Annotated in this window: 18 protein-coding genes; 17 read left to right on the forward strand and 1 reads right to left on the reverse strand. The window is 41.4% G+C overall.

All coding sequences use genetic code 11. The features are described 5' to 3' along the window. Positions 1-693, forward strand: a 693-nt coding sequence (locus tag Q0791_RS20040) for a DUF4276 family protein (RefSeq protein WP_366942498.1), incomplete at its 5' end; no start/stop codon positions are given. Positions 694-700: 7 nt separating this feature from the next. Here Q0791_RS20040 and Q0791_RS20045 read toward each other — a convergent pair. Then, positions 701-1,360, reverse strand: a complete 660-nt coding sequence (locus Q0791_RS20045; protein WP_299010359.1) for an ERCC4 domain-containing protein — start codon at positions 1,358-1,360, stop codon at positions 701-703. A 450-nt stretch (positions 1,361-1,810) separates the two neighbouring features. Here Q0791_RS20045 and Q0791_RS20050 point away from each other — a divergent pair, with 450 nt between their 5' ends. The 16 genes from Q0791_RS20050 to Q0791_RS20125 form a co-directional block, all read left to right on the forward strand. Further along, positions 1,811-2,134 (forward strand): helix-turn-helix domain-containing protein, encoded by a 324-nt coding sequence (locus tag Q0791_RS20050; RefSeq protein ID WP_299010362.1) that lies wholly within the window; start codon positions 1,811-1,813, stop codon positions 2,132-2,134. Then, a complete protein-coding gene (locus Q0791_RS20055; protein ID WP_299010365.1) occupies positions 2,131-3,387 on the forward strand; it encodes a type II toxin-antitoxin system HipA family toxin in 1,257 nt (418 codons plus the stop codon). The genes Q0791_RS20050 and Q0791_RS20055 overlap by 4 nt, the downstream gene beginning before the upstream one ends. Before the next feature lie 503 nt (positions 3,388-3,890). Further along, entirely contained in the window at positions 3,891-4,208 is a 318-nt protein-coding gene (locus tag Q0791_RS20060; RefSeq protein WP_299010368.1) for a type II toxin-antitoxin system HigB family toxin, read from the forward strand. A gap of 4 nt (positions 4,209-4,212) precedes the next feature. Continuing rightward, positions 4,213-4,635, forward strand: coding sequence for a helix-turn-helix domain-containing protein (locus Q0791_RS20065; RefSeq protein ID WP_299010371.1), 423 nt, complete (start codon positions 4,213-4,215; stop codon positions 4,633-4,635). A 167-nt stretch (positions 4,636-4,802) separates the two neighbouring features. Further along, entirely contained in the window at positions 4,803-5,801 is a 999-nt protein-coding gene (locus Q0791_RS20070; RefSeq protein WP_299010374.1) for an SEC-C metal-binding domain-containing protein, read from the forward strand. Positions 5,802-5,977: 176 nt separating this feature from the next. Then, positions 5,978-8,992, forward strand: coding sequence for a DEAD/DEAH box helicase (locus tag Q0791_RS20075; protein ID WP_299010377.1), 3,015 nt, complete (start codon positions 5,978-5,980; stop codon positions 8,990-8,992). 39 nt (positions 8,993-9,031) lie between these two features. Further along, on the forward strand, positions 9,032-9,883 hold the full coding sequence (locus Q0791_RS20080) for an SWIM zinc finger family protein (protein ID WP_299010380.1): 852 nt from the start codon (positions 9,032-9,034) through the stop codon (positions 9,881-9,883). Positions 9,884-10,463: 580 nt separating this feature from the next. Continuing rightward, positions 10,464-10,739: an AlpA family transcriptional regulator gene (locus Q0791_RS20085; RefSeq protein WP_299010383.1), complete on the forward strand. Its 276-nt coding sequence runs from the start codon at positions 10,464-10,466 to the stop codon at positions 10,737-10,739. A 170-nt stretch (positions 10,740-10,909) separates the two neighbouring features. Further along, the gene (locus Q0791_RS20090) at positions 10,910-11,149 is read left to right on the forward strand and encodes a transcription factor (RefSeq protein ID WP_299010386.1); all 240 of its coding nucleotides are present in this window, start codon (positions 10,910-10,912) and stop codon (positions 11,147-11,149) included. A gap of 71 nt (positions 11,150-11,220) precedes the next feature. After that, the gene (locus Q0791_RS20095; RefSeq protein WP_299010389.1) at positions 11,221-13,737 is read left to right on the forward strand and encodes a class I SAM-dependent DNA methyltransferase; all 2,517 of its coding nucleotides are present in this window, start codon (positions 11,221-11,223) and stop codon (positions 13,735-13,737) included. Then, positions 13,734-15,230, forward strand: coding sequence for a restriction endonuclease subunit S (locus Q0791_RS20100; protein WP_299010393.1), 1,497 nt, complete (start codon positions 13,734-13,736; stop codon positions 15,228-15,230). Before Q0791_RS20095 ends, Q0791_RS20100 begins: the two co-directional genes overlap by 4 nt. Further along, complete coding sequence (locus Q0791_RS20105) at positions 15,220-15,729, forward strand: helix-turn-helix domain-containing protein (protein ID WP_299010398.1); 510 nt, start codon at positions 15,220-15,222, stop codon at positions 15,727-15,729. Before Q0791_RS20100 ends, Q0791_RS20105 begins: the two co-directional genes overlap by 11 nt. A gap of 18 nt (positions 15,730-15,747) precedes the next feature. After that, positions 15,748-16,686 (forward strand): ATP-binding protein, encoded by a 939-nt coding sequence (locus tag Q0791_RS20110; RefSeq protein ID WP_299010401.1) that lies wholly within the window; start codon positions 15,748-15,750, stop codon positions 16,684-16,686. Positions 16,687-16,911: 225 nt separating this feature from the next. Further along, positions 16,912-20,061 carry a type I restriction endonuclease subunit R gene (locus tag Q0791_RS20115; protein ID WP_299010403.1) on the forward strand — a complete coding sequence of 1,050 codons (3,150 nt, stop codon included), beginning with the start codon at positions 16,912-16,914 and terminating at the stop codon, positions 20,059-20,061. Next, entirely contained in the window at positions 20,061-20,792 is a 732-nt protein-coding gene (locus tag Q0791_RS20120; protein ID WP_299010406.1) for a SprT family zinc-dependent metalloprotease, read from the forward strand. The genes Q0791_RS20115 and Q0791_RS20120 overlap by 1 nt, the downstream gene beginning before the upstream one ends. Positions 20,793-21,246: 454 nt before the next feature. Continuing rightward, on the forward strand, positions 21,247-21,764 hold a 518-nt coding region (locus tag Q0791_RS20125; protein ID WP_299010409.1), incomplete at its 3' end, for a hypothetical protein.

Below are 21,764 nucleotides of genomic sequence, written 5' to 3' on the forward strand. Positions count from 1 at the left end.
GCTTATTATGGTTGTTTGGAGTATTTTACCTCAAAACCCTTGATGTGGCTGCTTTATATAAGGGGACACCTAAGACTTGCGCCATATTTAGCAAATAAAATGATTTTTATTAGTGCCACTCAAGTTACTAAGCCCGGTCAAAAGGGAGGTGATGTTCGTTTTTCACGTGTGAGTCGTGATTTAGGACTGCATCTCAAACAGCGCCCCGATACTTTTATTACAACATTAGTGGATTATTATGGGACAAGTGAATGGCCGGGGTTAGAGGCTGTCAAAAAAAATAGTACGCCCAAAGAAATAGCTCACACCTTGAATGGTGCGACTGCACAAGCCGTGAATGAGCTGTATTCTGCTTATCGCTCACATGAACGTTTTATTCCTTTTATTGCCATGCATGAATTTGAAGCCTTTTTATTTAGTGACGCGGACAAGTTAGCTGATGAATTAGGTATTCAGGTTAAAGAGATCCATGCAGTATTGGATGAATGTGATGGGCCTGAGGCTATTAATAATAGTCCTGAAACAGCACCTTCAAAGCGGTTAAACAAATGGTCCGCCAATGGAAAATTTGCTAAAACAACTATGGGGATTGCCATTGCGCAACGTATAGGCATAGCAACAATGAGAGCGAAATGTCCTTTGTTTGGTGATTGGTTAACAAGTTTAGAGCAAACGTTAATGATTAAATTATAAGATGCGATTAATAATGAGGGCATTCGGCGGAATGCGTAAGAATCGCCCGTATTTTTTGCGCCTTCTTTTTACCTACCCCTTCAACTTGAGTTAATTCATTTTCAGATGCTGTCATCACAGCTTCGACCGTCAAAAAGTGGCATAACAGCCGCTTGGCCAGTTTAGGCCCGACTTGTGGCAAACTTTGTAATATAAATAATTGGCGGCTTTTTTGGCGTTTAGGTTTACGTCCCGTGAGCTTCAAATCACTTGTATCATGATTTAATTGCTGAGCGCAATAATAGAGGAGTTTGGCGGTTTCGGTTTGCGATTGACTGCGTAGCACAGGAATATGAAAGTGGATGCTAATCGCACACAGTGCACCTATGATGGCTTCTCTATGGATCTTATATTCGCTTATGTCTTGGGTTTTCCCTTCAATTAATAGGGCAACCTTGAAGTCACTTTCAGCTAAACGGGCGATTTGTGAAAAAAGCCGACCATCACATAAAGAGAGGACGGGATCAGCCAGAGTCTTACGTTCAATGAGCCATTGATTGAGTTGATAATCACCGAGCGGGAGTCGTTTTTTAATGAGTTGAAGATCGCCATGGCAGGAGAGCTGAGCGATAATCGTATCCGCATATTCTCTGTCATCATAACAGATTGTTATTATTGGTGTCGGCAAAGAAAGCGTCGCTCATAGGGTTTGAATGAGTTTATTCAGTATAGCGTGATTTAAGCTTAAGCTTGAATGTAAAAAAGAAACGCAACAGCAGTATCTGACACAAGGTATGAGTATTTAGGCAGTCTCTGGATCCACTAGATAGGCTTTATCAGTTAACACAAGCCTATTCTCTCAACGGGAGAAATCGTATCGGTGAGCGTATTAGCTCAAAACCGCCAAGGTGTTTTTTATCTGGGCTTAACGACTGATATGATCATGACCTGATTAATACAACAAATAAGTTGTTTATGACCTGATTAATACAACAAATAAGTTGTTTATGACCATTTTTACAACTATAAAGTTGTTTATAGGCTTGAATACAACTATAGTATTGTTTAAGACTATTTTTACAACCATAAAGTTGTTTATGGGCTTGGGTACAACTTTTATATTGTTTGAGGTTGAGCGATGACGATTGAGCAAATTTCCAAACTACTTTCATCTCGACGTAAACAGCTACAGATCGAACAAAAAGATATGTATATGCGGATCGGTATGAAGCAGCAACAATATCAGCGTATCGAAGCGGGTAGTGATATGAAGTTGTCGACGTTATTGCGGGTGTTAGAGGGGTTGAATATGGAGCTCACTATTGTCCCTAAAGAGAGCCTTACCGAAAGCGTGCTTAAACAATCGATATTAGAGGCCACGTCAAGTGAGGCCGATAAGAGGTCATTAGAAGATGATTCAGATGATTTAGGCTTTTGGTTTGGAGCTGAGGATCAGCAATGAGCAAACAAATAGAGCAAGTTGAAGGTTTGAATATTCAACTACATGGTATCGATATTGGTGTGCTTGCTCATTATGCGGGCGGGAAGAACATATTGAGTTTCAATCCTAAATATATCGCAATGCCCAAGCATGAGAGACCTGTGCTGACACTTAGGCAGCTTCAAGATCCTCATTATTTTACTAAGCCTCAAATCCGTAGTGAAAAAATACCGCCAGTATTATCTAATTTATTACCAGAAGGGATTTTAAGGGATATTGTGGCGAAAGCACTTCAATGTCATGTCAATAATGAGTTTTCAATTTTGGCCTATTTAGGAGTTCATTTACCCGGAGCCTTGGTGGCTACACCGATTAAGGCGGGAGATATGCCTACTTGGGCATTAGAACAACGTTTAGTGACCGAGCCCCAGCAGATTAACGTTAAGTATGCAGACACTCAATTCTCGCTTGCTGGTGTACAGATGAAGTTCTCATCTTCTCATATTGATGGCCGCTATCACATTGATCAGGAACTCTCTGACGATATGTGGATTATTAAAACGCCCTCAACGGTACATAAAGGTGTACCTGTCAATGAGTATACCTGTATGACGTTAGCCGAAGCCGCTGGCGCTAAGACCCCAAATATCCGTCTTATTAAACTTGATGAATTAGCGGGACTGCCTAATATTAGGCTCCCTGATGAAACCTATGCTTATGGTATAAAGCGTTTTGATCGTACTGATAAAGGACGAGTGCATACTGAAGACTTTGCTCAGATATTTGGTCTATACCCTGTCGATAAATACCAGAAAGTGAACTACGAGCAATTAGGGCAAGTGTTGTTTCGTACTAGCCAAGATCGTTTAGCCGATGTGCAGCAAATGGCAAGAAGGCTACTGATTAATATATTGCTAGGTAATGGCGATGCGCATCTAAAAAACTGGACTATCATCTATGAAGATCAACGTTCTCCTCGTTTGTCGCCGCTCTATGATGTGGTGTTCACAGCACCTTATATCCAAGATGATAACCTTGCGTTGAACATGGCAAAATCTAAGCAGTGGTATGATATGACGATGCAGCACTTTGAGAAGTGGTCCAATACGGTAGGTGTTCCGTGGGCTGCTGTTAAACCACACCTCTTCGATACTGTAGAGCAAGCACGATTACTATGGCCAGAAATGCTTGCAGCATTGCCTATGCAAAATGAACATAAAGATCTTTTACGAACTCATTGGGCTACTTTAACTGACGATTTTAAGATCACTTGAAATCATAATATTGTTAGCTTCAACATTTAAATTGATTAGAAATAATAGTAGTACTCATTGAGACGTTGATATTACCAGCCATTAACCCGTGATCGTGAGGGATACTATGCTGGTTTTGAGGGATAGAATCATTGCTTATCGGCTAACTGATACCCGCTATCCACTACGTCAACCACCATTTGGTGATGGTCGACACTAGATTAATTAATATAGCAGTAAACAAGGAATTAACTTAAGGTATTGTATTTCAATATTTAAAAGAAATGGAATACGAAGTAAAATACTATTCTATATTTTGAATTTGAATGTAGGTTAGTAAATTAAATTATTTAAAAATCAATATATTGAGGTATGATATATCTTTACCATTCATTATTAACCACCAATTAAACCACCAGCGGTTGCTTTGCTTCAAATTTGAACAATTTATTGAGGTTCACATATTGTGAACTAGGCTTAATTTAGGTATAGTGTTCACATATAGTGAATAAACTGGATAGTACATGCACGTTATAAGTAAGCAACCTTTTGAAAATGCGAAAAAACTCTATCCAAACGATTCCGACGCACTAGATGCAACTTACAAGGTATTAAAAGAGAGTAAAGCAAAAAGCCCGGAGGAGCTACGAAAAGTCTTTCCATCATTAGACAACTTTAAATACGTTGATAAGTGGTGGGTGATTGATATTGGTGGTAACAACCTTAGGCTTATTGCATTTATCGAATTTGTAGGAGGTCGATGCTTCATTAAAAACATTGTCAGCCATGCCGAGTACGACCGTATAACAAAGCAATACCGTGAAAAGAAACTGAAGAGGTAACCCTATGTTAGATATCGCAGTTTTAGACAAAGCAGCTAACCAACTGAACCAAGTCATGCCTTGGATCAGTGGTATCTCTTCGCCTGAGCAATATCAAGAACTGATTGCCACGATGGAAGTGCTTATCGAAGATTATGATGCTCATCAGCCAGTGATTGATTTGATGTTTCCGGTGATTGAAAGGTATGAAGAAGAGGCGGAACAGTTTAGTCAATTTAATCAAGTTATCGCGAAGATTGAGCCTGGTATCGCCATGCTAAGAGTTATTATCGATCAGTATCAATTGACGTTAAGTGACTTCAAAGAAGAGATTGGTGCAAAATCGACGGTATCAATGATTTTAAGTGGAAAGCGTTCTCTAACGCTTAACCACATTAAGGCACTATCGGCGCGTTTTGGTGTGCCAGCTTCATTGTTTATCGGCTAGTAACCGCTTTGGCTAGCGCTAATAAAAGCGAAGATAATCACTGTGCCTATTCTTTGCTTAATACAAACATGAATGTACGCTATAGTATCCAGTTTGACTGCGCCGTGCGTATGACTTTTGAACTTTAGATGACGTAGCATTAAGATAAATAGGCGAGTAGAGAAAGTATGAAACTAGGTCGTAATGATCCTTGCCCGTGTGGTAGTGGTGAAAAATATAAACGCTGTTGCATGGATTCAATGTCAAAACAGCGTGCTGACATCATCGATGAACTGACACAAATCACGGCGATGAATGTGAACCTGAGCATAGACGAACTCAATGTCGTGGCTCAGCATAAGGCGGCAGAATATAATCATCGGCCAAATGATGATTTCTGTGGCCTATCGCCAGCACAAATGAGTAACTGGTTGTATGCGTCATTTGGCGAACTAGAAAATGTAACACTCTGTGTTCCTGAGGATTTATCTGCTTGCCCCGTGATGCGTTATTTGTCGTTGATCCTTGAAGAAGCCATGCAGCATGATGGCTCTTTTAAAGCCACCAGCAAAGGTAACTTACCCACCAAACTCGTTAAGCAATCCAGCGCATTGTTATCAGAGTTTAATGTGTCACAGTTTGAAATAGAGTTAAGCATTAGTGAATTTGCGGGCAGTAATGAAGACAAGTTTAATGCGCTGCACTATGCCCGAGTATTGGCAGAGCTTGCAGGTATTATTTATCGTCGCAGTGGCCGCTATCACGTAAAAAAGACAGCGCAAAAGCAGTATCAGAAACAGGGCATTCAGGCTTTCTTTTTGCCCATGTTAGAAGCAGCTATTAAGCAATACAATTGGGGATATTTCGATAACTTCTCTGATGATATTGATGTGCAACCTTTTTGGCTATTTATGCTGTGGCGACTGCAGTCACATAGCGATGTTGGTAAATTAGCTGCCGAAACGGCAATCGCTTTTCCTGCGTTATTGGCCCAATGTTCAAATGATGAATATTGCTCATCGCACGATCTGCTCGAGATGATGATCAGTTCGCGTTTTATCGCGCGTTTTTTACAATTCTGGGGTTTTGTCACGGTTGATCCAAGAAGGTATATTGATGGCAAGCGAGTGCCTCGAAAGGTAAAGATACAGCCGCTATTATCACACACCTTTGAATTTGCGCTTTGATGTTTTTTAAGCATAAACATGATTAATAAGAATGATTCGATGTCGCTCATTTGTCCAGTGTCGCGGGTTTTTTAAACTCGCGCTGTGGAGTTATTTGGAAAGGGGGCAGTAAAAGTTTGAAGTTGAGTTTCTGAAAATGCAAAATGGTGTTTTCTACTTTGTTGTAATATTTATTTATGAAATTGATCCATTTATTCTGGCACTCCAGCAACTCTGATTTTAATAACTTAGGGAAATTGTATTTATGGATTGAACATAAAAATAAAATAACGACACCGGATTTTTACCCGTATCAGTTAGCTTCTGATTGTTTTATTGATTTTGTTAGTAAAGAGCTAAAACTATCTTCCAGTTTTGAAGAAACAGAGGTTAGTCTGCCTTGTAACGTAAAAGGGGAGGCCGTGGTTTCACCTATCATTGCCAATCTGAATAACCTAGAAGACAATCTAGGCGTCAATTATCAATCTTTTATTTTAGATGCTATAGAAGTTGATGATCCCATCAGTTTTTTGAAAGAATTAAATTTTAAAAGCTATCATTTTGAAGATGACATGTGCTTGGCAGGTGATGCGAAATTCTGGATAAAAATGGCCTATGAGCTCAGTCATGTCATCAAGCAAGATCAATACATACCCGCACTCATAGCACAAAAAAAATCGATAAATACTCAGTACCATCCAAAATGGCAGATTATCTCATCTCAATATCAAGATAGATTAAAGATGATCGCAGAGCATATGCCACTTTCAGGTTGTTTAGGTGATTTCAGCCACTTTGATCCTTTCTCTGCACTGGTGCACTTTTCCGATGTCATACTCAATACACTTGTTAGCTTAACACCCCATACACAGAAAACGTTCAAATCCGTTGAGCACAGCTTGATACAGCCACTATTAAACCATGAACGTTTATCTATTGATGCACACACCTATAAACAATGGCGTTCATGGAAAAACAACCTTGAATACGATCAGTTTGGTGCCGATTTTCAATTATGCTTCAAACTGCACCAGGCCGATCCTCACGAGCAAGCGGATTGGGGATTAGAATTATTATTACAGTCTAAGCAAGATCCCTCGTTTATGATCAACCTTGCACAGTATTGGCAAGAAAAAGTGACTAAAGCGAGCCTGTTTGAGGAGATGCTCGGCACATCCATTGACAGGATCCTACTATTACAACTCGGCTATGCCAGTCGTATCTATGCCCTTTTAGAGCAAGTATTTGAACATAAAATGTGCCGAGAAATATTAACAATCAGCCATCATCAGGCTTTTCAATTTCTTAAAGAAGATGCGTGGACACTCAACGCCTGCGGTTTCCGCATTATTGTGCCCGCTTGGTGGACGGCAAGTGGACGACTCAAAGCAAAAATAAAATTAAAAGCCAATAAAACATCCCCAACGAAAAGCAGCTCACCCACTAGCCATATGACGGCCGATAATCTGATCCAGTTTGACTATCACTACGCCATGGGGGAGCACCAGCTCACGGCGGAGCAATGGCATCAATTACTTGAATCAAAATCTGAGTTGGTGTATTTCAGAGGCAATTGGATAGAAATAGATAAAGCTGAAATGCAAAAAATGCACAAACTCATCGAGACCTCTAAACAAGACATGGGCAGTGGCAGCATTCAAAGTTTACTCACGCTGGCCGCAGATGAAGCACTTTATGATGTCGAACTCGACGACCAAACGCAGGCCATGCTAGATGGGCTTAATCGAAAAGATAAATTCAATTTAATCGAGCAACCACAGCAACTGAATGCGACTCTTAGGCCTTATCAAAATAGAGGGCTCTCTTGGCTCGCTTATCTCGAGAATTTAGGCATGAACCCCTGCTTAGCAGATGATATGGGGCTAGGAAAAACCATGCAGATCATAGCCTTGCTATTGTCAAAACCCAGAGATACAGCGGCATTGCTGATAGCCCCTACCTCAGTAATAGGCAATTGGTTAAAAGAACTCACAAAATTTGCCCCCAGTATTAATGCTGTTATTCATCATGGCCATAAACGTCGCCAAAAAGATTTTGCGCTTGTCGCTGAACAGCACGATTTAGTGATCACCTCTTACGGCCTTATTCATCGAGACCATGCCTTATTTAAAGATATCCATTGGTCGCGCTTGATCATTGATGAGGCGCAGAACATTAAAAACCCCAGCGCCAAGCAAACTAAAATCATTTATGGCCTCAAGGCTGACTCTCGCATTGCATTAACAGGCACACCGATTGAAAACAGGTTAATGGATCTATGGTCTATCTTTAATTTTTTAAATCCGGGGTTATTAGGCAAACAAGCGGGATTTCGTAAACAGTTTGAGCTGCCAATCCAGCGCGATAACAATCGATATCAGAGCGGTATTTTAAAAAATATTGTTGAGCCGTTTATTTTACGTCGCTTAAAGACGGATAAAAGCATCATTAATGATTTACCTGAGAAAATAGAGCAAAAAGTGTATTGTGAACTCAGTACCGAACAAGCCAGTATCTATCAATCGATAGTCGATGAAATCACTCAGCAAATAGATAATACCCAACAAGATGAATCCAAGCAGAAACTCATTATGTTGTCAGCATTATTACGATTAAAGCAATGTTGTAATCATCCGGCGCAAGTACTGCAAGATGGCAGTGATTTTAGTATTGAACGATCGATAAAACTGCAACGCTTGGTTGACACAGCGAAAGAGGCCATTTACAACGGCGAAAGCCTGCTGATCTTTAGTCAATTCACTGAAGTGTGCGGCAAATTAGAGATCTTGCTTAAAAATCAACTCGGGCTACAGACTTATTATATACACGGTAGCACCAGTCGCACACGACGAGAGCAGATGATAGAAGAGTTTCAGCATGAAGATAATCCGCCAAGTATTTTTATCCTATCACTCAAAGCGGGAGGGGTCGGGATCACCCTCACCAAAGCCAATCATGTTATCCACTTTGACCGTTGGTGGAATCCTGCCGTCGAAAATCAAGCCACCGATAGGGCTTATCGGATCGGTCAGAAAAAGACCGTCTTCGCGCATAAGTTTATCACCTTAGGCACCATAGAAGAAAAAATTGACCAGATGCTAGAAGACAAACAAAAAGTAGCCGATGCCATCGTCGGTAACGATGAATCATGGCTATCAAAGCTCGATGCGAATGCATTTATTAAGCTCATCCAGCTAAGCTCATCCAACTAGGTTCACCCAATGAGGCCACAAGGCCAAGAGGAATACAAAATGCAGACTCAAAAAACCTGGTGGGGCCGAGCCTTCATAGACTCATTAGAAGAATTTATCGACTCGGGTCGCCTAGAGCGCGGGAGAGCCTATCGCAGCGATAGCCGTATGTTAAAATTTGACATTAATGACAATAAGATAACCGCTACGATACGGGGTAATATCAACCCTTACTTTGGGGTAACCATAGAGCCGAGATATAAAGTGTCGCTCACGTTTAAGATCATACAGATCAAAGAATGGGTCGATATTATCAGTGCGCTTTGTCGTAATCCCGGTTGGTTATCTAAATTGATGCTAAATGAAATGCCGAGCAATATTGAGGGGGCGTTTGAGCACAGCCATTTTTTGCCTAAGACCTATCATGATATAAAGGCCAGTTGTGATTGCCCAGATTATGCGAATCCATGCAAACATATCGCCGGTGTCTATTATAAAATAGCCGATATTTTAGATACTAACCCTATGCTGCTATTTCAATTTAGAGGGCTAACCCCCGCTGAGTTGCATGATGCATTAAAGAAAACAGAGCTGGGGAAAGTCTTCTCTGAGCATATTAGTGCCCCCGAGAAAATGGAAGTGGACCATCAGCCTCACCTCTATCATCCGATAACAATTAAACATGACAGCACGCAATTAACTCAAACGCAGGCCATCATGGCAGAACGATATTGGACCATGAAAGAGTGGGAACTGCCCACAATCGATGCTGAAGTTGTCGACATTGGAGCCGCCTTAATCAAAAAACAAGGCGATTATCCCGAATTTTGGACACGTTCAAATTCATTTATTGGTGCGATGGAGGAGATCTATAGCAACATTAAGAGGAAGAATCTTAAGGCACTAAAATGAGTTGAAACAAAAAGGCCACTGAGGCTTCATTGTGGATAATCCATTAATGGAAGCAAGAGCGGCTTTTAACTATCTCAAACGTGTTTAAGATATCGAGATCATTCTACATTTTTAATTTTATCGAAGAATAGTTTAATTTATTGCAATTAAATTATTTGGTTATATTGTATATTATTGTGTTAACTTGATTGTAATCACGGGTGTTAGAGGGGGGGATATGTAGCTCACCGTTGTCCCTAAAGAAAGCCCTAAAGAAAGCCTTACCGAAAATGTGCTTAAACAATCGATATTAGAGGCCACATCAAGTGAGGGCAGTGTGGGTTCACTAGAAGATCGATATTAGAGGCCATATCCAGTGAGGCCGATGAGGGTTCACTAGAAGATGATTCAGATGAGTTAGGCTTTTGGTTTGGAGTAGAGGATCAGCAATGAGCAAACAAATATAGCAAGTTGAAGACTTGAATATTCAACTACATGGTATCGATATTGGTGTGCTTGCTCATTATGCGGGTGGAAAGAACATAAAGAGCTTTTACGAACTCATTGGGCTGCATTAACTGAGCTTATTGGTTATCTTATAATGCCTGCAACCAAAATCTTTTCAGATATATTTAATCTTTCTGAATACAATAGTAATCAGGAAAAAATGATGGAAATTATTCAGAATCGGAGCGAGCGCTTTTTACGCTTGCGTGATGTTATGGATATGACAACCCTTTGTCGCAGTAGTATCTACAATTTGATCAAAGCAGGTGACTTTCCCAAGAACGTGACGGTAATGGGCAAGCGTAAAGCATGGTTAGAAAGTGAAATTGAAGACTGGATGATGGAGAAAATTGAGCAGTCTGAACAATAAAGCCAAGAATTCATGGTTAATCAGGCGAGGAGAAGTCAACTTTTAATAGTGTAAAAACAGTACCGCCAACTCTTTTATTGCAAATTATACTTGCTTACTCGCAATGATTTATATAATTTATATAAATTAGCTAATTATTCGTGACGGTATGCAAACCAAAGGTGTAACACATGACTGAGCAAGCCATTTTCGATAACATCAAACAAGCCTTAAACGATGCACCACGGAACCAATACACCGCAGAAATGCATCTGCAAATGATTAAATATGCTGATGTTCTGAAAAACATCACAGCTAAAGAGTTCTGTGAAGGCGTAGGATTAAAAAGCAGCTTCGGCACTGAGTTTTCTAAAATGCGTAACCTAACTGCCCGCTTAAAAGCCGCGGGGTTAAATACAGAACAATTATAACTGCCCCATTCTCATCAAAGTTTTCTACTAAGGTTTTTCAACCAAGGTGTTCAATCAAGGTTTCTAAAATAATGGCCATTAAAAAAACAGAGCTCTATTCATCCCTTTGGGCAAGCTGTGACGAACTGCGTGGTGGTATGGATGCCAGCCAATATAAAGATTATGTTCTGACCATGTTGTTTATGAAGTATGTCTCCGACAAGTACAAAGGTGATCCCTACGGCATGATAGTGGTGCCAACAGGTGCCAGCTTCGATGATCTCATTGCACTTAAAAGTGATAAAGAAATTGGCGATAAAATCAATAAAATTATCTCTGCCCTTGCAAAAGAGAATGACCTCAAAGGCGTGATAGACGTTGCCGACTTTAATGACGAAGACAAGCTGGGCAAAGGCAAGGAGATGGTAGACCGCCTAACCAAGCTGGTGGGCATTTTTCAAGGTTTAGACTTGTCCGATAATCGCGCCGATGGCGATGATCTACTGGGTGATGCTTACGAATACCTAATGCGTCACTTTGCGACAGAATCCGGTAAATCTAAAGGCCAGTTTTATACGCCGTCAGAAGTATCACAAATTTTGGCTAAAGTGGTGGGGATCACCCAAGATACGCCACAAGATGCCACGGTTTACGATCCTACCTGTGGCTCAGGCTCGCTACTATTAAAAGCCAGTGACGAAGCGCCACGGGGATTATCTATTTTTGGTCAAGAGATGGATAATGCTACCAGCGCCTTAGCGCGCATGAATATGATCTTGCATAACAATGCCACCGCTAAAATCTGGAAAGGGAATACCCTTGCCGATCCCCAGTGGAAAGACACAACTGACAACAACAAATTAAAAACCTTTGATTTCTCGGTGGCTAACCCGCCATTTTCAAACAAAAACTGGACCAGTGGCCTAAACCCAAAAGAAGACTTGTTTAAACGCTTTACTTGGGGGATACCGCCAGAGAAAAATGGCGATTATACGTTTTTGCTGCACATTATTACTAGCCTAAAAAGCACAGGTAAAGGCGCGGTGATTTTGCCTCACGGGGTGTTGTTCCGTGGTAACGCCGAAGCCACGATCCGTGAAAATCTTATCAAACAAGGTTACATTAAGGGCATTATTGGCCTGCCTGCTAACCTGTTTTACGGCACGGGTATTCCTGCCTGTATTATCGTGATTGATAAAGCACACGCGCAAAAAGCCGCCACGGCGCTTGATGAAAGTGGTGATGGGCAAGGTGTCCACAGTCATATAAAAATGACAGGCCGCCCCATTTTTATGATTGATGCCAGTAAAGGTTTTATCAAAGATGGCAACAAAAATCGCCTGCGCAGCCAAGACATTCATAAAATTGTCGACGTGTTTAATAAAGGCATAGAGCTTGAGCGTTACAGCCGTTTAGTCAGCATTGATGAAATTGCCGCAAACGATTACAACCTGAATATTCCGCGTTATATCGATTCAAGCGAGCCAGAGGATTTGCACGATTTAAGCGCTCACCTGCAAGGCGGAATTCCCAACCGAGACATCGATGCCCTTGAGCATTACTGGCAGGTATTCCCAAGCATTCGAGCAACTTTATTTAAGCCAGAACCTAACCCAAAAAGAAGCGGCTATAGCCACGCACTCGTTGCAGCAAGCCAAGTAAAAAGCACCATTTTGGCTCATCAAGAGTTTAAAGACTTCGCTTGCCGCAGCTTGTTGCCCTTTAAAGCATGGATTAAACAGGCAGCATTAACTGAAATAGCGCAAGGTGATAGCCCTAAAGAACTGATTAATGAAATATCAGAGCAGTTATTGAGTCGTTATGCCAACAGTGAGCTGCTGAGTCAATACGACATTTACCAAATCCTCATGGATTATTGGGCCGATACGATGCAAGACGATGTGTATGTATTAGTGCAAGATGGTTGGCAAGCGGGCAAGGTATTACGTGAGCTGGTACCTTCCAAAAAAGGTGAAACCGTTTCTAACAAGAGTAAAGAAACACCCGATCTCGTCATTGCGAAGAAGAAATACAAAGCCGAGCTTATTCCACCCAGTTTAATCGTGGCACGTTACTTTGCAGATGTTCAAGCACAAGTGGATGAGCTGCAAGCCAAGCAAGATGAAGCCACACAAGCACTTGAAAGCTATTTGGAAGACAATGGGGGTGACGATGGCTTATTGATAGAAGCCATCAACGATAAAGACAAGATCACCAAAGCCACTGTTGCTGCCAGAGCTAAGCTGGCAACAGATGCTGACGAAGTTAACGCACTGAAGCACGCAACCAAATTGTTTAACGCAGAGGCTGCTGCAAAAAAAGCGGTCAAAACAGTGCAAGATGCACTCGATCTAGCGGTATTTAACCACTACCCCACACTCAGCATTGATGAGGTAAAAAGTTTAATCGTGGATGATAAATGGCTAGCGACATTGCAAGCCAATATCGTTAGCGAGATTGAGCGTGTGACTCAGCAAATGGCAAACCGTGTAAAAGAGCTGGAAGAGCGTTATAGCACGCCATTACCAACGCTCACCCAATCAGTTGAAGGCTTAAGTGACAAAGTAGAAGGTCACTTAAAAGCAATGGGCTTGGAGTGGTCGTTATGAGTGCTTTAAAAAAAGTGATTCCGGAAGAGTACAAACAAACAGAAGTTGGGGTTATTCCTAAAGACTGGAGCGTTATTGCAGTTAAGTCAATTTGCAAAGAAATTTTTTTAGGACTGACGTCTAAAGTTGATTATGTTGAATATGGCGGAATACCCTTAATTAGAGCTACTGATATAGCTGCTGGTAATCTTAGCTTTGATAAAGTTCGGACTATTTCGTTAAAGCAGCACGAGAAATTGACACAATACCGCAGGGCTAAAAAGGGCGATGTTTTGGTCAGTAAATCAGGCTCTCTTGGTGTTTGTGCATTAGTTGATGTAGATCGTGAGTTTAGTATTTATGAAAGTATAATTGTACTTCAACCAACGGCTAAACTTGACTCGATTTACCTACTCAGCTTACTAAGATCTGAAGAAACACAGTTTCGCATGATCGGCGAAAAAGTTGGTTCAAGTGTTGCGCATTTAAATATTGAGATGTTTAGAAAATTAAGCATTCCACTTCCAAGCTGTAAGCAAGAACAAGTAAAAATTGGTCAAGTAATTAATGATGCCGATGCGCTATTAACAGCATTGGAAAAGCTGATCGCCAAAAAACAAGCGATTAAAACCGCTACTATGCAGCAACTGCTGACAGGCAAAACCCGTTTACCGCAATTCGCTTTCTATTCTAATGAAAGTGCCAAGGTCGCCACAGGTACCGAAGACACTCTTAAAGGTAAGAGCCAAGGCCAAGCAAAGTATTCATCTGCAACGAATGTTAACGTCGAAGCTTACGACGACGGCTCACTTGCTTTTCAAGCGAGCGGAGGCATGGATAGCCTTCCTGTGGGTAAGAGTAAAGGCACAAAACCCAGCGAACTCGGTGAGATCCCAGAAGATTGGGAGGTTTCTTCACTAGGTGAACTTGTAACTATAGCTAGTGGAGACAGTCCATCTAGATTTGAATTTATTAGTGATGGAATTCCTTACTTTAAGGTTGAACAACTTAATAATGGACGTGTTTACGCAGATGAAACCGAATATAAAATCATTACGAATAAGGTTATTTCTGCTGGTAGCATTATTTTTCCAAAGAGGGGGGCATCTATTCTACTAAATAAAATCAGAGTGCTAAAAAACAACTCATTTATGGATACTAATTTGATGACGTTAACATGCAATAACTTATTAGATAATATGTATTTATATAATGTGTTAATATATCAGGGGTTAGATAATGTTGCAGATACAACTTCAATCCCCCAAATAAACAATAAGCACATAATTCCCTTTTTAATACCCTTACCACCAAAAAAAGAACAAACCGCCATCGCCACTATCCTCTCGAATATGGATAACGAAATTCAAACCCTTGAACAGCGTTTGGCGAAAACCCGTCAAATCAAACAAGGCATGATGCAAGAGCTACTCACAGGCCGCACAAGATTGCCCTTTGACTCGACCTTTGATGCAGTGACTGAAGAGAATAAGGAAGTCGCTAATGCCAACTGAGCAAAACATTGATCAATTAAGGGCATTACTAAAAGAACTATGTCATTTACCTGACGAAACTGAATGGGTGGAGTTTAAGCATAATGTCGATGTAGTAAAAATTGGTGAATATATTTCAGCGCTAGCAAATTCTGCCGCACTGCTTGGTAAACAAACGGCGTATTTGGTTTATGGTGTTGATGATAAAACCCATGATGTTGTCGGTACTAAATTTACCCCCTCAACTCAGAAACACAAAGGGCAAGAATTAGAAAGTTGGTTGTTGCAAAAAACCGCACCTAAAATTCACTTTCAGTTTTATGAATTTACGCATACCAATAATAAGCATGTTGTCATTGTTGAAATTCAGGCTGCTACGCATACACCTGTTCAATTTGATGGCACCGAATACATTCGTGTCGGTAGTTATAAAAAGAAGCTACGCGAGTTTGCAGAGAAAGAACGCGCATTGTGGCGCGTGTTTGACAACACACCTTTTGAGCAACAATTAGCGGCTTAAAACTGTAGTGATGAACGTGTGCTTAAGTTAATTGATTATCCTTCATATTTTGATCTGCTAGATTTGCCATTGCCAGAAAATAGGCAAGGAATTTTAAGCGCACTTGAGTCTGATAAGCTGATTATTACCGCACAGAATGGCAAACGGGCAATTACAAACCTTGGTGCCATATTATTTGCCAAGAAACTGCAAGACTTTCAACATTTGGCTCGTAAAGCAGTTCGTTTAGTCCTGTATAAGGGCAATAGCCGCGTTGAAACGGTACGTGAACTTACAGGGAATAAAGGGTATGCCGTGGGTTTTGAAGGGCTTATTGATTATTTAAAAACGCTATTACCTTCTAATGAGGAAATAGGCAAAGCGTTTCGTACAGAAGTGCCTATGTATCCTGAACTTGCAATACGCGAATTAGCAGCTAATGCCATTATTCACCAAGATTTCTCTTTAACTGGCACTGGTCCAATGATTGAATTATTTGATACTCGTATGGAAATAACTAATCCTGGCATTCCTTTGGTTGATGCTGACCGATTTTTAGATTCCCCCCCACGCAGTAGAAATGAAGCTCTAGCCTCGTTTATGCGTCGCATTAATATTTGTGAAGAGCGCGGTACAGGCATTGATAAAGTTATTTTTCAAACTGAAATATATCAATTACCAGCCCCTCTTTTTGAAGTGACCGATCACCATACGCGTACTGTTTTATTTGGTCATAGACCGTTTGCTGAGATGGACAAAGAAGATCGCATTCGCGCCTGTTACCAGCATTGCTGTTTACGTTATGTTAGCCGTGAACACATGAATAACAAGTCGTTGCGTGAGCGGTTTGCTATCGAAGAGAAGAATAGCGCCATGGTTAGTCGAATCATTAAAGATGCTATAAAAGCAAACTTAATTAAGCCATACGATCCTGAAGCAGGCACTAAAGCAATGCGCTATGTTCCCCATTGGTATTAATTTGCTTGACCCTTGCTTGACTCGTGATTGAATTTAATGGGTGCGACATAGGTGCGATAACAATAAGTTGTTGTAAATTAATCGATATTAATCTTTGACTCTTGCTTGACTGGTGATTGAATTTAAAGAGTGCGATATAGGTGCGATAATAATAAGTTGTTGTAAATTAAGCGATATTGATCTTTGATTATTGCTTAATTGGCGGTGTGTTAATAAGGACATATAATGAGTAATGTTGGACAGTTAGAACGAAAAACACAAAATCGCGTGATTAGGTTTTTTAAAGAGCAGCTTGGCTATGAGTATTTAGGTGATTGGAGAGCTCGTGAAAACAACCGCAATGTAGAAACCAAGTTGTTAAGCAACTGGTTAAGTAAACGTGGCGTACCTGAGGTGTTAATTGCGCGTACGCTGCGAAAACTGGATATGGCTGCAGCGCTGGGGGAAGGCAAAAAGCTCTATGATGCCAACAAAGCGGTTTATCGCCTGCTGCGTTATGGCGTAAAAGAGAAAACAGGCGCGGGTGAGCTCAATCAAACCGTATGGCTGATTGACTGGGGTAACCCAGAAGCCAATGACTTTGCTATTGCTGAAGAGGTCACGGTAAAAGGTGAACTTAAAAAACGGCCCGATCTCGTGCTGTATGTCAATGGTATTGCGCTTGGGGTGATTGAACTTAAGCGTTCATCTGTGTCGGTCAGTGAAGGCATTCGCCAAAACCTCGACAACCAAAAGAAAGCCTTCATTCGTAACTTCTTTACCAGTATGCAGCTCGTTATGGCGGGTAACGATACCCAAGGTCTTCGTTATGGTACTATCGAGACCACAGAAAAATACTACCTAGAATGGAAAGAACCCAGTAGTGATATTGCGTTACCACAGGCGGGTATTATTACCGACACCATTTTAGATACGCATTTGGCACAACTGTGTGATAAAAAACGCTTCTTACAGATAATTCATGATTTTATCGTGTTTGATGCCGGAGTTAAAAAGACCTGTCGCCATAATCAGTTTTTTGGTGTTCAAGCCGCTAAAAATCATGTGGGCCATCTTGCTCGCAATAAACAAGGCGGTATTATTTGGCATACTCAAGGCTCGGGTAAAAGCTTAACTATGGTGTGGCTGGCCAAATGGATCCGTGAAAATGTCAGCGACGCTCGCGTACTGATCATTACCGATCGCACTGAGCTGGATGAACAGATTGAAAACGTATTCTTTGGTGTCGATGAAGACATTTATCGAACCAAGAGTGGCCGAGATCTTATTTCGGCATTGGGCGAGCCGAATCCGTGGTTATTGTGCTCATTGGTGCATAAGTTTGGTCGCAATGGCGAAGATGATAGTGAAGATCAAGAACAAGCCACAGATGAATACATTGGCTCACTTGCAAGTAGTGTATCGAGTGACTTTACCCCGCAAGGCCAGTTAGTTGTATTTGTTGATGAGTGTCATAGAACACAATCAGGCAAGCTGCACAGCGCAATGAAAACTATCTTACCCAATGCCATGTTTATTGGTTTTACGGGCACACCACTGATGAAGAAGGATAAAAAAAAGTCTTTAGAAGTGTTTGGCCCTTACATTCATACCTATAAATTTAATGAAGCGGTAGAAGATGGCGTGGTACTGGATTTACGCTATGAAGCACGGGATATTGATCAGCATTTAACCTCGCAGAAAAAGGTCGATCAGTGGTTTGACGCTAAAACGAAAGGCATTTCTAATCTCGCGAGAATGCAGCTTAAACAAAAGTGGGGCACCATGCAAAAGGTGTTATCGAGCCGCTCTCGACTAGAGCAGATCGTTAGCGATATTTTGATGGACATGGAGTTAAAGCCAAGGCTAATGGATGGTCGAGGTAATGCCATGCTGGTGTGCGCCAGTGTGCATCAAGCTTGTGTAGTGTATGACTTATTTAATAAAACTGATCTGGCGGGTAAATGTGCGATTGTCACTAGTTATCAACCCGCGCCAGGCTCGATTAAAGGTGAGGAGTCAGGAGAAGGCTTAACTGAGAAGTTGTTTAAGTATGATATCTACCGCAAAATGCTCGCAGATCATTTTGAACAACCTGAAGATATAGCGGCTAAAAAAGTCGCAGAGTTTGAACAGGATGTTAAGCAGCGTTTTATTAAAGAGCCTGGGCAAATGCGTTTGTTAATCGTCGTCGATAAGCTGCTAACAGGCTTTGATGCCCCTTCAGCGACTTACCTTTATATTGATAAAAGTATGGCAGATCACAATCTATTTCAAGCTATTTGCCGTGTAAACCGTCTTGATGGTGAGGATAAAGAATACGGTTATGTTATCGATTATAAAGACTTATTTCGCTCTTTAGATAAGGCAATTAAGAACTACACGACAGGTGCACTTGATGGTTATGATCAAGATGATGTCGCTGGCCTACTGAAAGATCGTTTAGTGCAGTCTCGTGAAGATTTAGACAATGCGTTAGACATGATCCGCGCCTTGTGTGAGCCTGTCAAAGCTCCCCGTGATAGTAACGATTTTATTCATTATTTCTGTGGTGAGTCAGGTGTTGAACCCACCGATATGGATGAACGTTCAGAGAAAGAAGCACTGCGATTAACCTTGTACCAAGTGGTTGCTAAGCTGCTAAGGGCATACGCCAATCTTGCTAATGAAATGGCGCAAGCGGGATATTCATCGACTGAATCGAATAGCATCAAGCAAGAGGTGATTTATTATGAGAGGGTGCGAGATGAAATTAAGCTGGCCAGTGGTGATTTACTGGAGATGAAACGTTTTGAACCTGCTATGCGTCAGCTTCTCGACATGTATATTCGTGCAGATGATAGCGAGCAATTGATGGACTTTGAGGAATTGGGGCTCATTGATTTAGTCGTGAACAATAACGGTGAGGGAGTCGACTCAATTCCTAAAGATCTGCGTGAAAATAAAGAGGCGATGGCCGAGGCTATCGAGAACAATGTACGTAAAATGATAGTGGATGAAAACCCCATTAACCCTAAATACTTTGACCAAATGTCGTCATTGTTAGATGACATTATTAAGCAGCGCCGTGAAAAAGCCCTTAACTATCAAGAGTACCTTGAACAGATCCGAGAGTTGGCAAAAAAAGTTGTTAACCCCAGTGGCAATCGTAGTGCTCGTTACCCTGATTCTGTCGATACGGCCGCAAAACAATCCCTGTATGATAACTTGGGCAATGATGAGGTGCTGACTGCTAAAATTGATACGGCTGTGCGTTATACCAAAAAGTCGGATTGGTTAGGAGACCGTTTCAAAGAGCGTGAAATAGCCAATGCCATTCGTGAAGAAACCCAAGGTTATGATGTAGATATTGTGGAAGTGATGGAGCGTGTAAAAGCACAGAGGGAATACCATTAATGTCGGTAATAGACAGTGAGGATATTCAAATTGGCGGCATTCAAGTTCAGGTTAATCGTAAGGCGATTAAAAACTTACACTTAAGTGTGTTGCCTCCTCAAGGTAAAGTGCGTTTGTCGGTGCCACACGGGATCAGTGAACAAGCTATTCGGCTTGCCATCATCACTAAATTAGCGTGGATAAAACAACAGCAGGCTGGCTTTATTGCTCAGCCTCGTCAATCAATCAGGGAAATGGTGGCTGGTGAGAGCCATTATCTTTGGGGAAAACGCTATCGCCTGAGTATTGTCGATACTTCGGGCAAACATTTTGTGACTGAGAAAGGTGTCACTAAATTAGAGCTGGCAGTGGCAAAAAAGACCAGTGTTGATAATCGTCTTAAATTACTTAATGGTTTTTATCGTCAGCGAATGCAAGATTCTATCGCTAAGTTGCTTCCTTATTGGCAGCATAAATTAGGCGTTGAGTCGAATGATATTGGTATTAAGAAGATGAAAACCAAATGGGGAAGCTGCAACATACAAGCAAAGAGATTGTGGCTTAATCTAGAGCTAGTTAAAAAACCCCCTGAGTGTATGGAATACATATTAGTACACGAGTTAGTTCACTTGATTGAGCGTCATCATAATGAGCGTTTTCGATCTATTATGGATAAGAATATGCCTGATTGGCGCGAGCGCAGAAACCTCCTTAATAGCTTGCCTCTGGCTTATGAGGATTGGAGTTATTAACAGGTATCCAGCTCTCATTTTATTCAAAACAGGACAAAAAATCCCTTTTATTATTAATTAATTGTGGTAAATTATCGCCCTTAGGGAAGGGTGCGCGAAGCGATCTTGATTAAGTAAGCAGGGCATGAAATAGGCGTGCTTTAATAAGGGAATTAAGGAGCAGTATGTCAGGGAAGGTAGTAGCACTCCATCAATTGATGGAACATGAAGCCTATCCCCAAACTGCGACCATGCAATGTATTCAGCGATAATTTACCGTGTTTTAGGCAAGGCTTAGCGATGATAGCTTAGTTCATCATAAGGTGAATCGCTGTAACGCAGAATAAAGCGCGGTAAAACTCGCCCAAGGGAGGCATTCAGTGCTTCCTATTCTGTGTTCCATCCTTTTAAAAGGTACCTACATTATTTCAATGATGCGCCTTGAATAGAAACCCCCGAATGCCTCTGAATAGAATTGATGGTCATAGCTTGGGGATATCGCATTGAAACGGATTTTTCATATCTTAAAGATAATGAATTAAAGGCCTATCTCGCTACAGGCGAGTCTCTATCCAGTCTTAAAACCGCCCTCACTCGCGGTGAAAAGCTCTTACTCCTCGACAAGCCCCGTGCGCCTATGTTCTTCATGGACTTTCCCAAGGCTGAGCTCAGCACAGAGGACAGAGTCAAAGTCATTCTCCATAGCTTAACGCCGCTGCAAGTCAGGCAAGCGCATCCTGCCATTAATCCCGCCTATCCCAAGGATGTCATTAAGGCCATTGATAATCGCTTAGGCACCGCTGGCGGAGTAATGGTGGGTGGCAATCCCTACAAAAGCACCTCATCGGGTAGCCTGCATCCTGCCAAGCCCATGAAACCCCTCACGCCAGAGCCGTTAGTTCCTGATCCAAAGCCAGAGCCAAAGGGGCCAGATAAATTCGCTAAGTTCTACGAGCGTGCTTATGGCAAAAAGGTCTTTGCTAAGTCGATTAT

Origin of the sequence: uncultured Shewanella sp., assembly GCF_947495455.1 — a bacterium.
Classification (GTDB): Bacteria; Pseudomonadota; Gammaproteobacteria; order Enterobacterales; family Shewanellaceae; genus Shewanella.

What these genes read in the sequence shown, in the direction of transcription:
- Q0791_RS20105 (WP_299010398.1), top strand. Translation starts at nt 15,220, where the DNA reads ATGCCAACTGAGCAAAACATTGATCAATTAAGGGCATTACTAAAAGAA.
- Q0791_RS20095 (WP_299010389.1), top strand. Translation starts at nt 11,221, where the DNA reads ATGGCCATTAAAAAAACAGAGCTCTATTCATCCCTTTGGGCAAGCTGT.
- Q0791_RS20120 (WP_299010406.1), top strand. Translation starts at nt 20,061, where the DNA reads ATGTCGGTAATAGACAGTGAGGATATTCAAATTGGCGGCATTCAAGTT.
- Q0791_RS20115 (WP_299010403.1), top strand. Translation starts at nt 16,912, where the DNA reads ATGAGTAATGTTGGACAGTTAGAACGAAAAACACAAAATCGCGTGATT.
- Q0791_RS20065 (WP_299010371.1), top strand. Translation starts at nt 4,213, where the DNA reads ATGTTAGATATCGCAGTTTTAGACAAAGCAGCTAACCAACTGAACCAA.
- Q0791_RS20085 (WP_299010383.1), top strand. Translation starts at nt 10,464, where the DNA reads ATGCCTGCAACCAAAATCTTTTCAGATATATTTAATCTTTCTGAATAC.
- Q0791_RS20075 (WP_299010377.1), top strand. Translation starts at nt 5,978, where the DNA reads ATGAAATTGATCCATTTATTCTGGCACTCCAGCAACTCTGATTTTAAT.
- Q0791_RS20050 (WP_299010362.1), top strand. Translation starts at nt 1,811, where the DNA reads ATGACGATTGAGCAAATTTCCAAACTACTTTCATCTCGACGTAAACAG.
- Q0791_RS20070 (WP_299010374.1), top strand. Translation starts at nt 4,803, where the DNA reads ATGAAACTAGGTCGTAATGATCCTTGCCCGTGTGGTAGTGGTGAAAAA.
- Q0791_RS20090 (WP_299010386.1), top strand. Translation starts at nt 10,910, where the DNA reads ATGACTGAGCAAGCCATTTTCGATAACATCAAACAAGCCTTAAACGAT.
- Q0791_RS20100 (WP_299010393.1), top strand. Translation starts at nt 13,734, where the DNA reads ATGAGTGCTTTAAAAAAAGTGATTCCGGAAGAGTACAAACAAACAGAA.
- Q0791_RS20060 (WP_299010368.1), top strand. Translation starts at nt 3,891, where the DNA reads ATGCACGTTATAAGTAAGCAACCTTTTGAAAATGCGAAAAAACTCTAT.
- Q0791_RS20055 (WP_299010365.1), top strand. Translation starts at nt 2,131, where the DNA reads ATGAGCAAACAAATAGAGCAAGTTGAAGGTTTGAATATTCAACTACAT.
- Q0791_RS20080 (WP_299010380.1), top strand. Translation starts at nt 9,032, where the DNA reads ATGCAGACTCAAAAAACCTGGTGGGGCCGAGCCTTCATAGACTCATTA.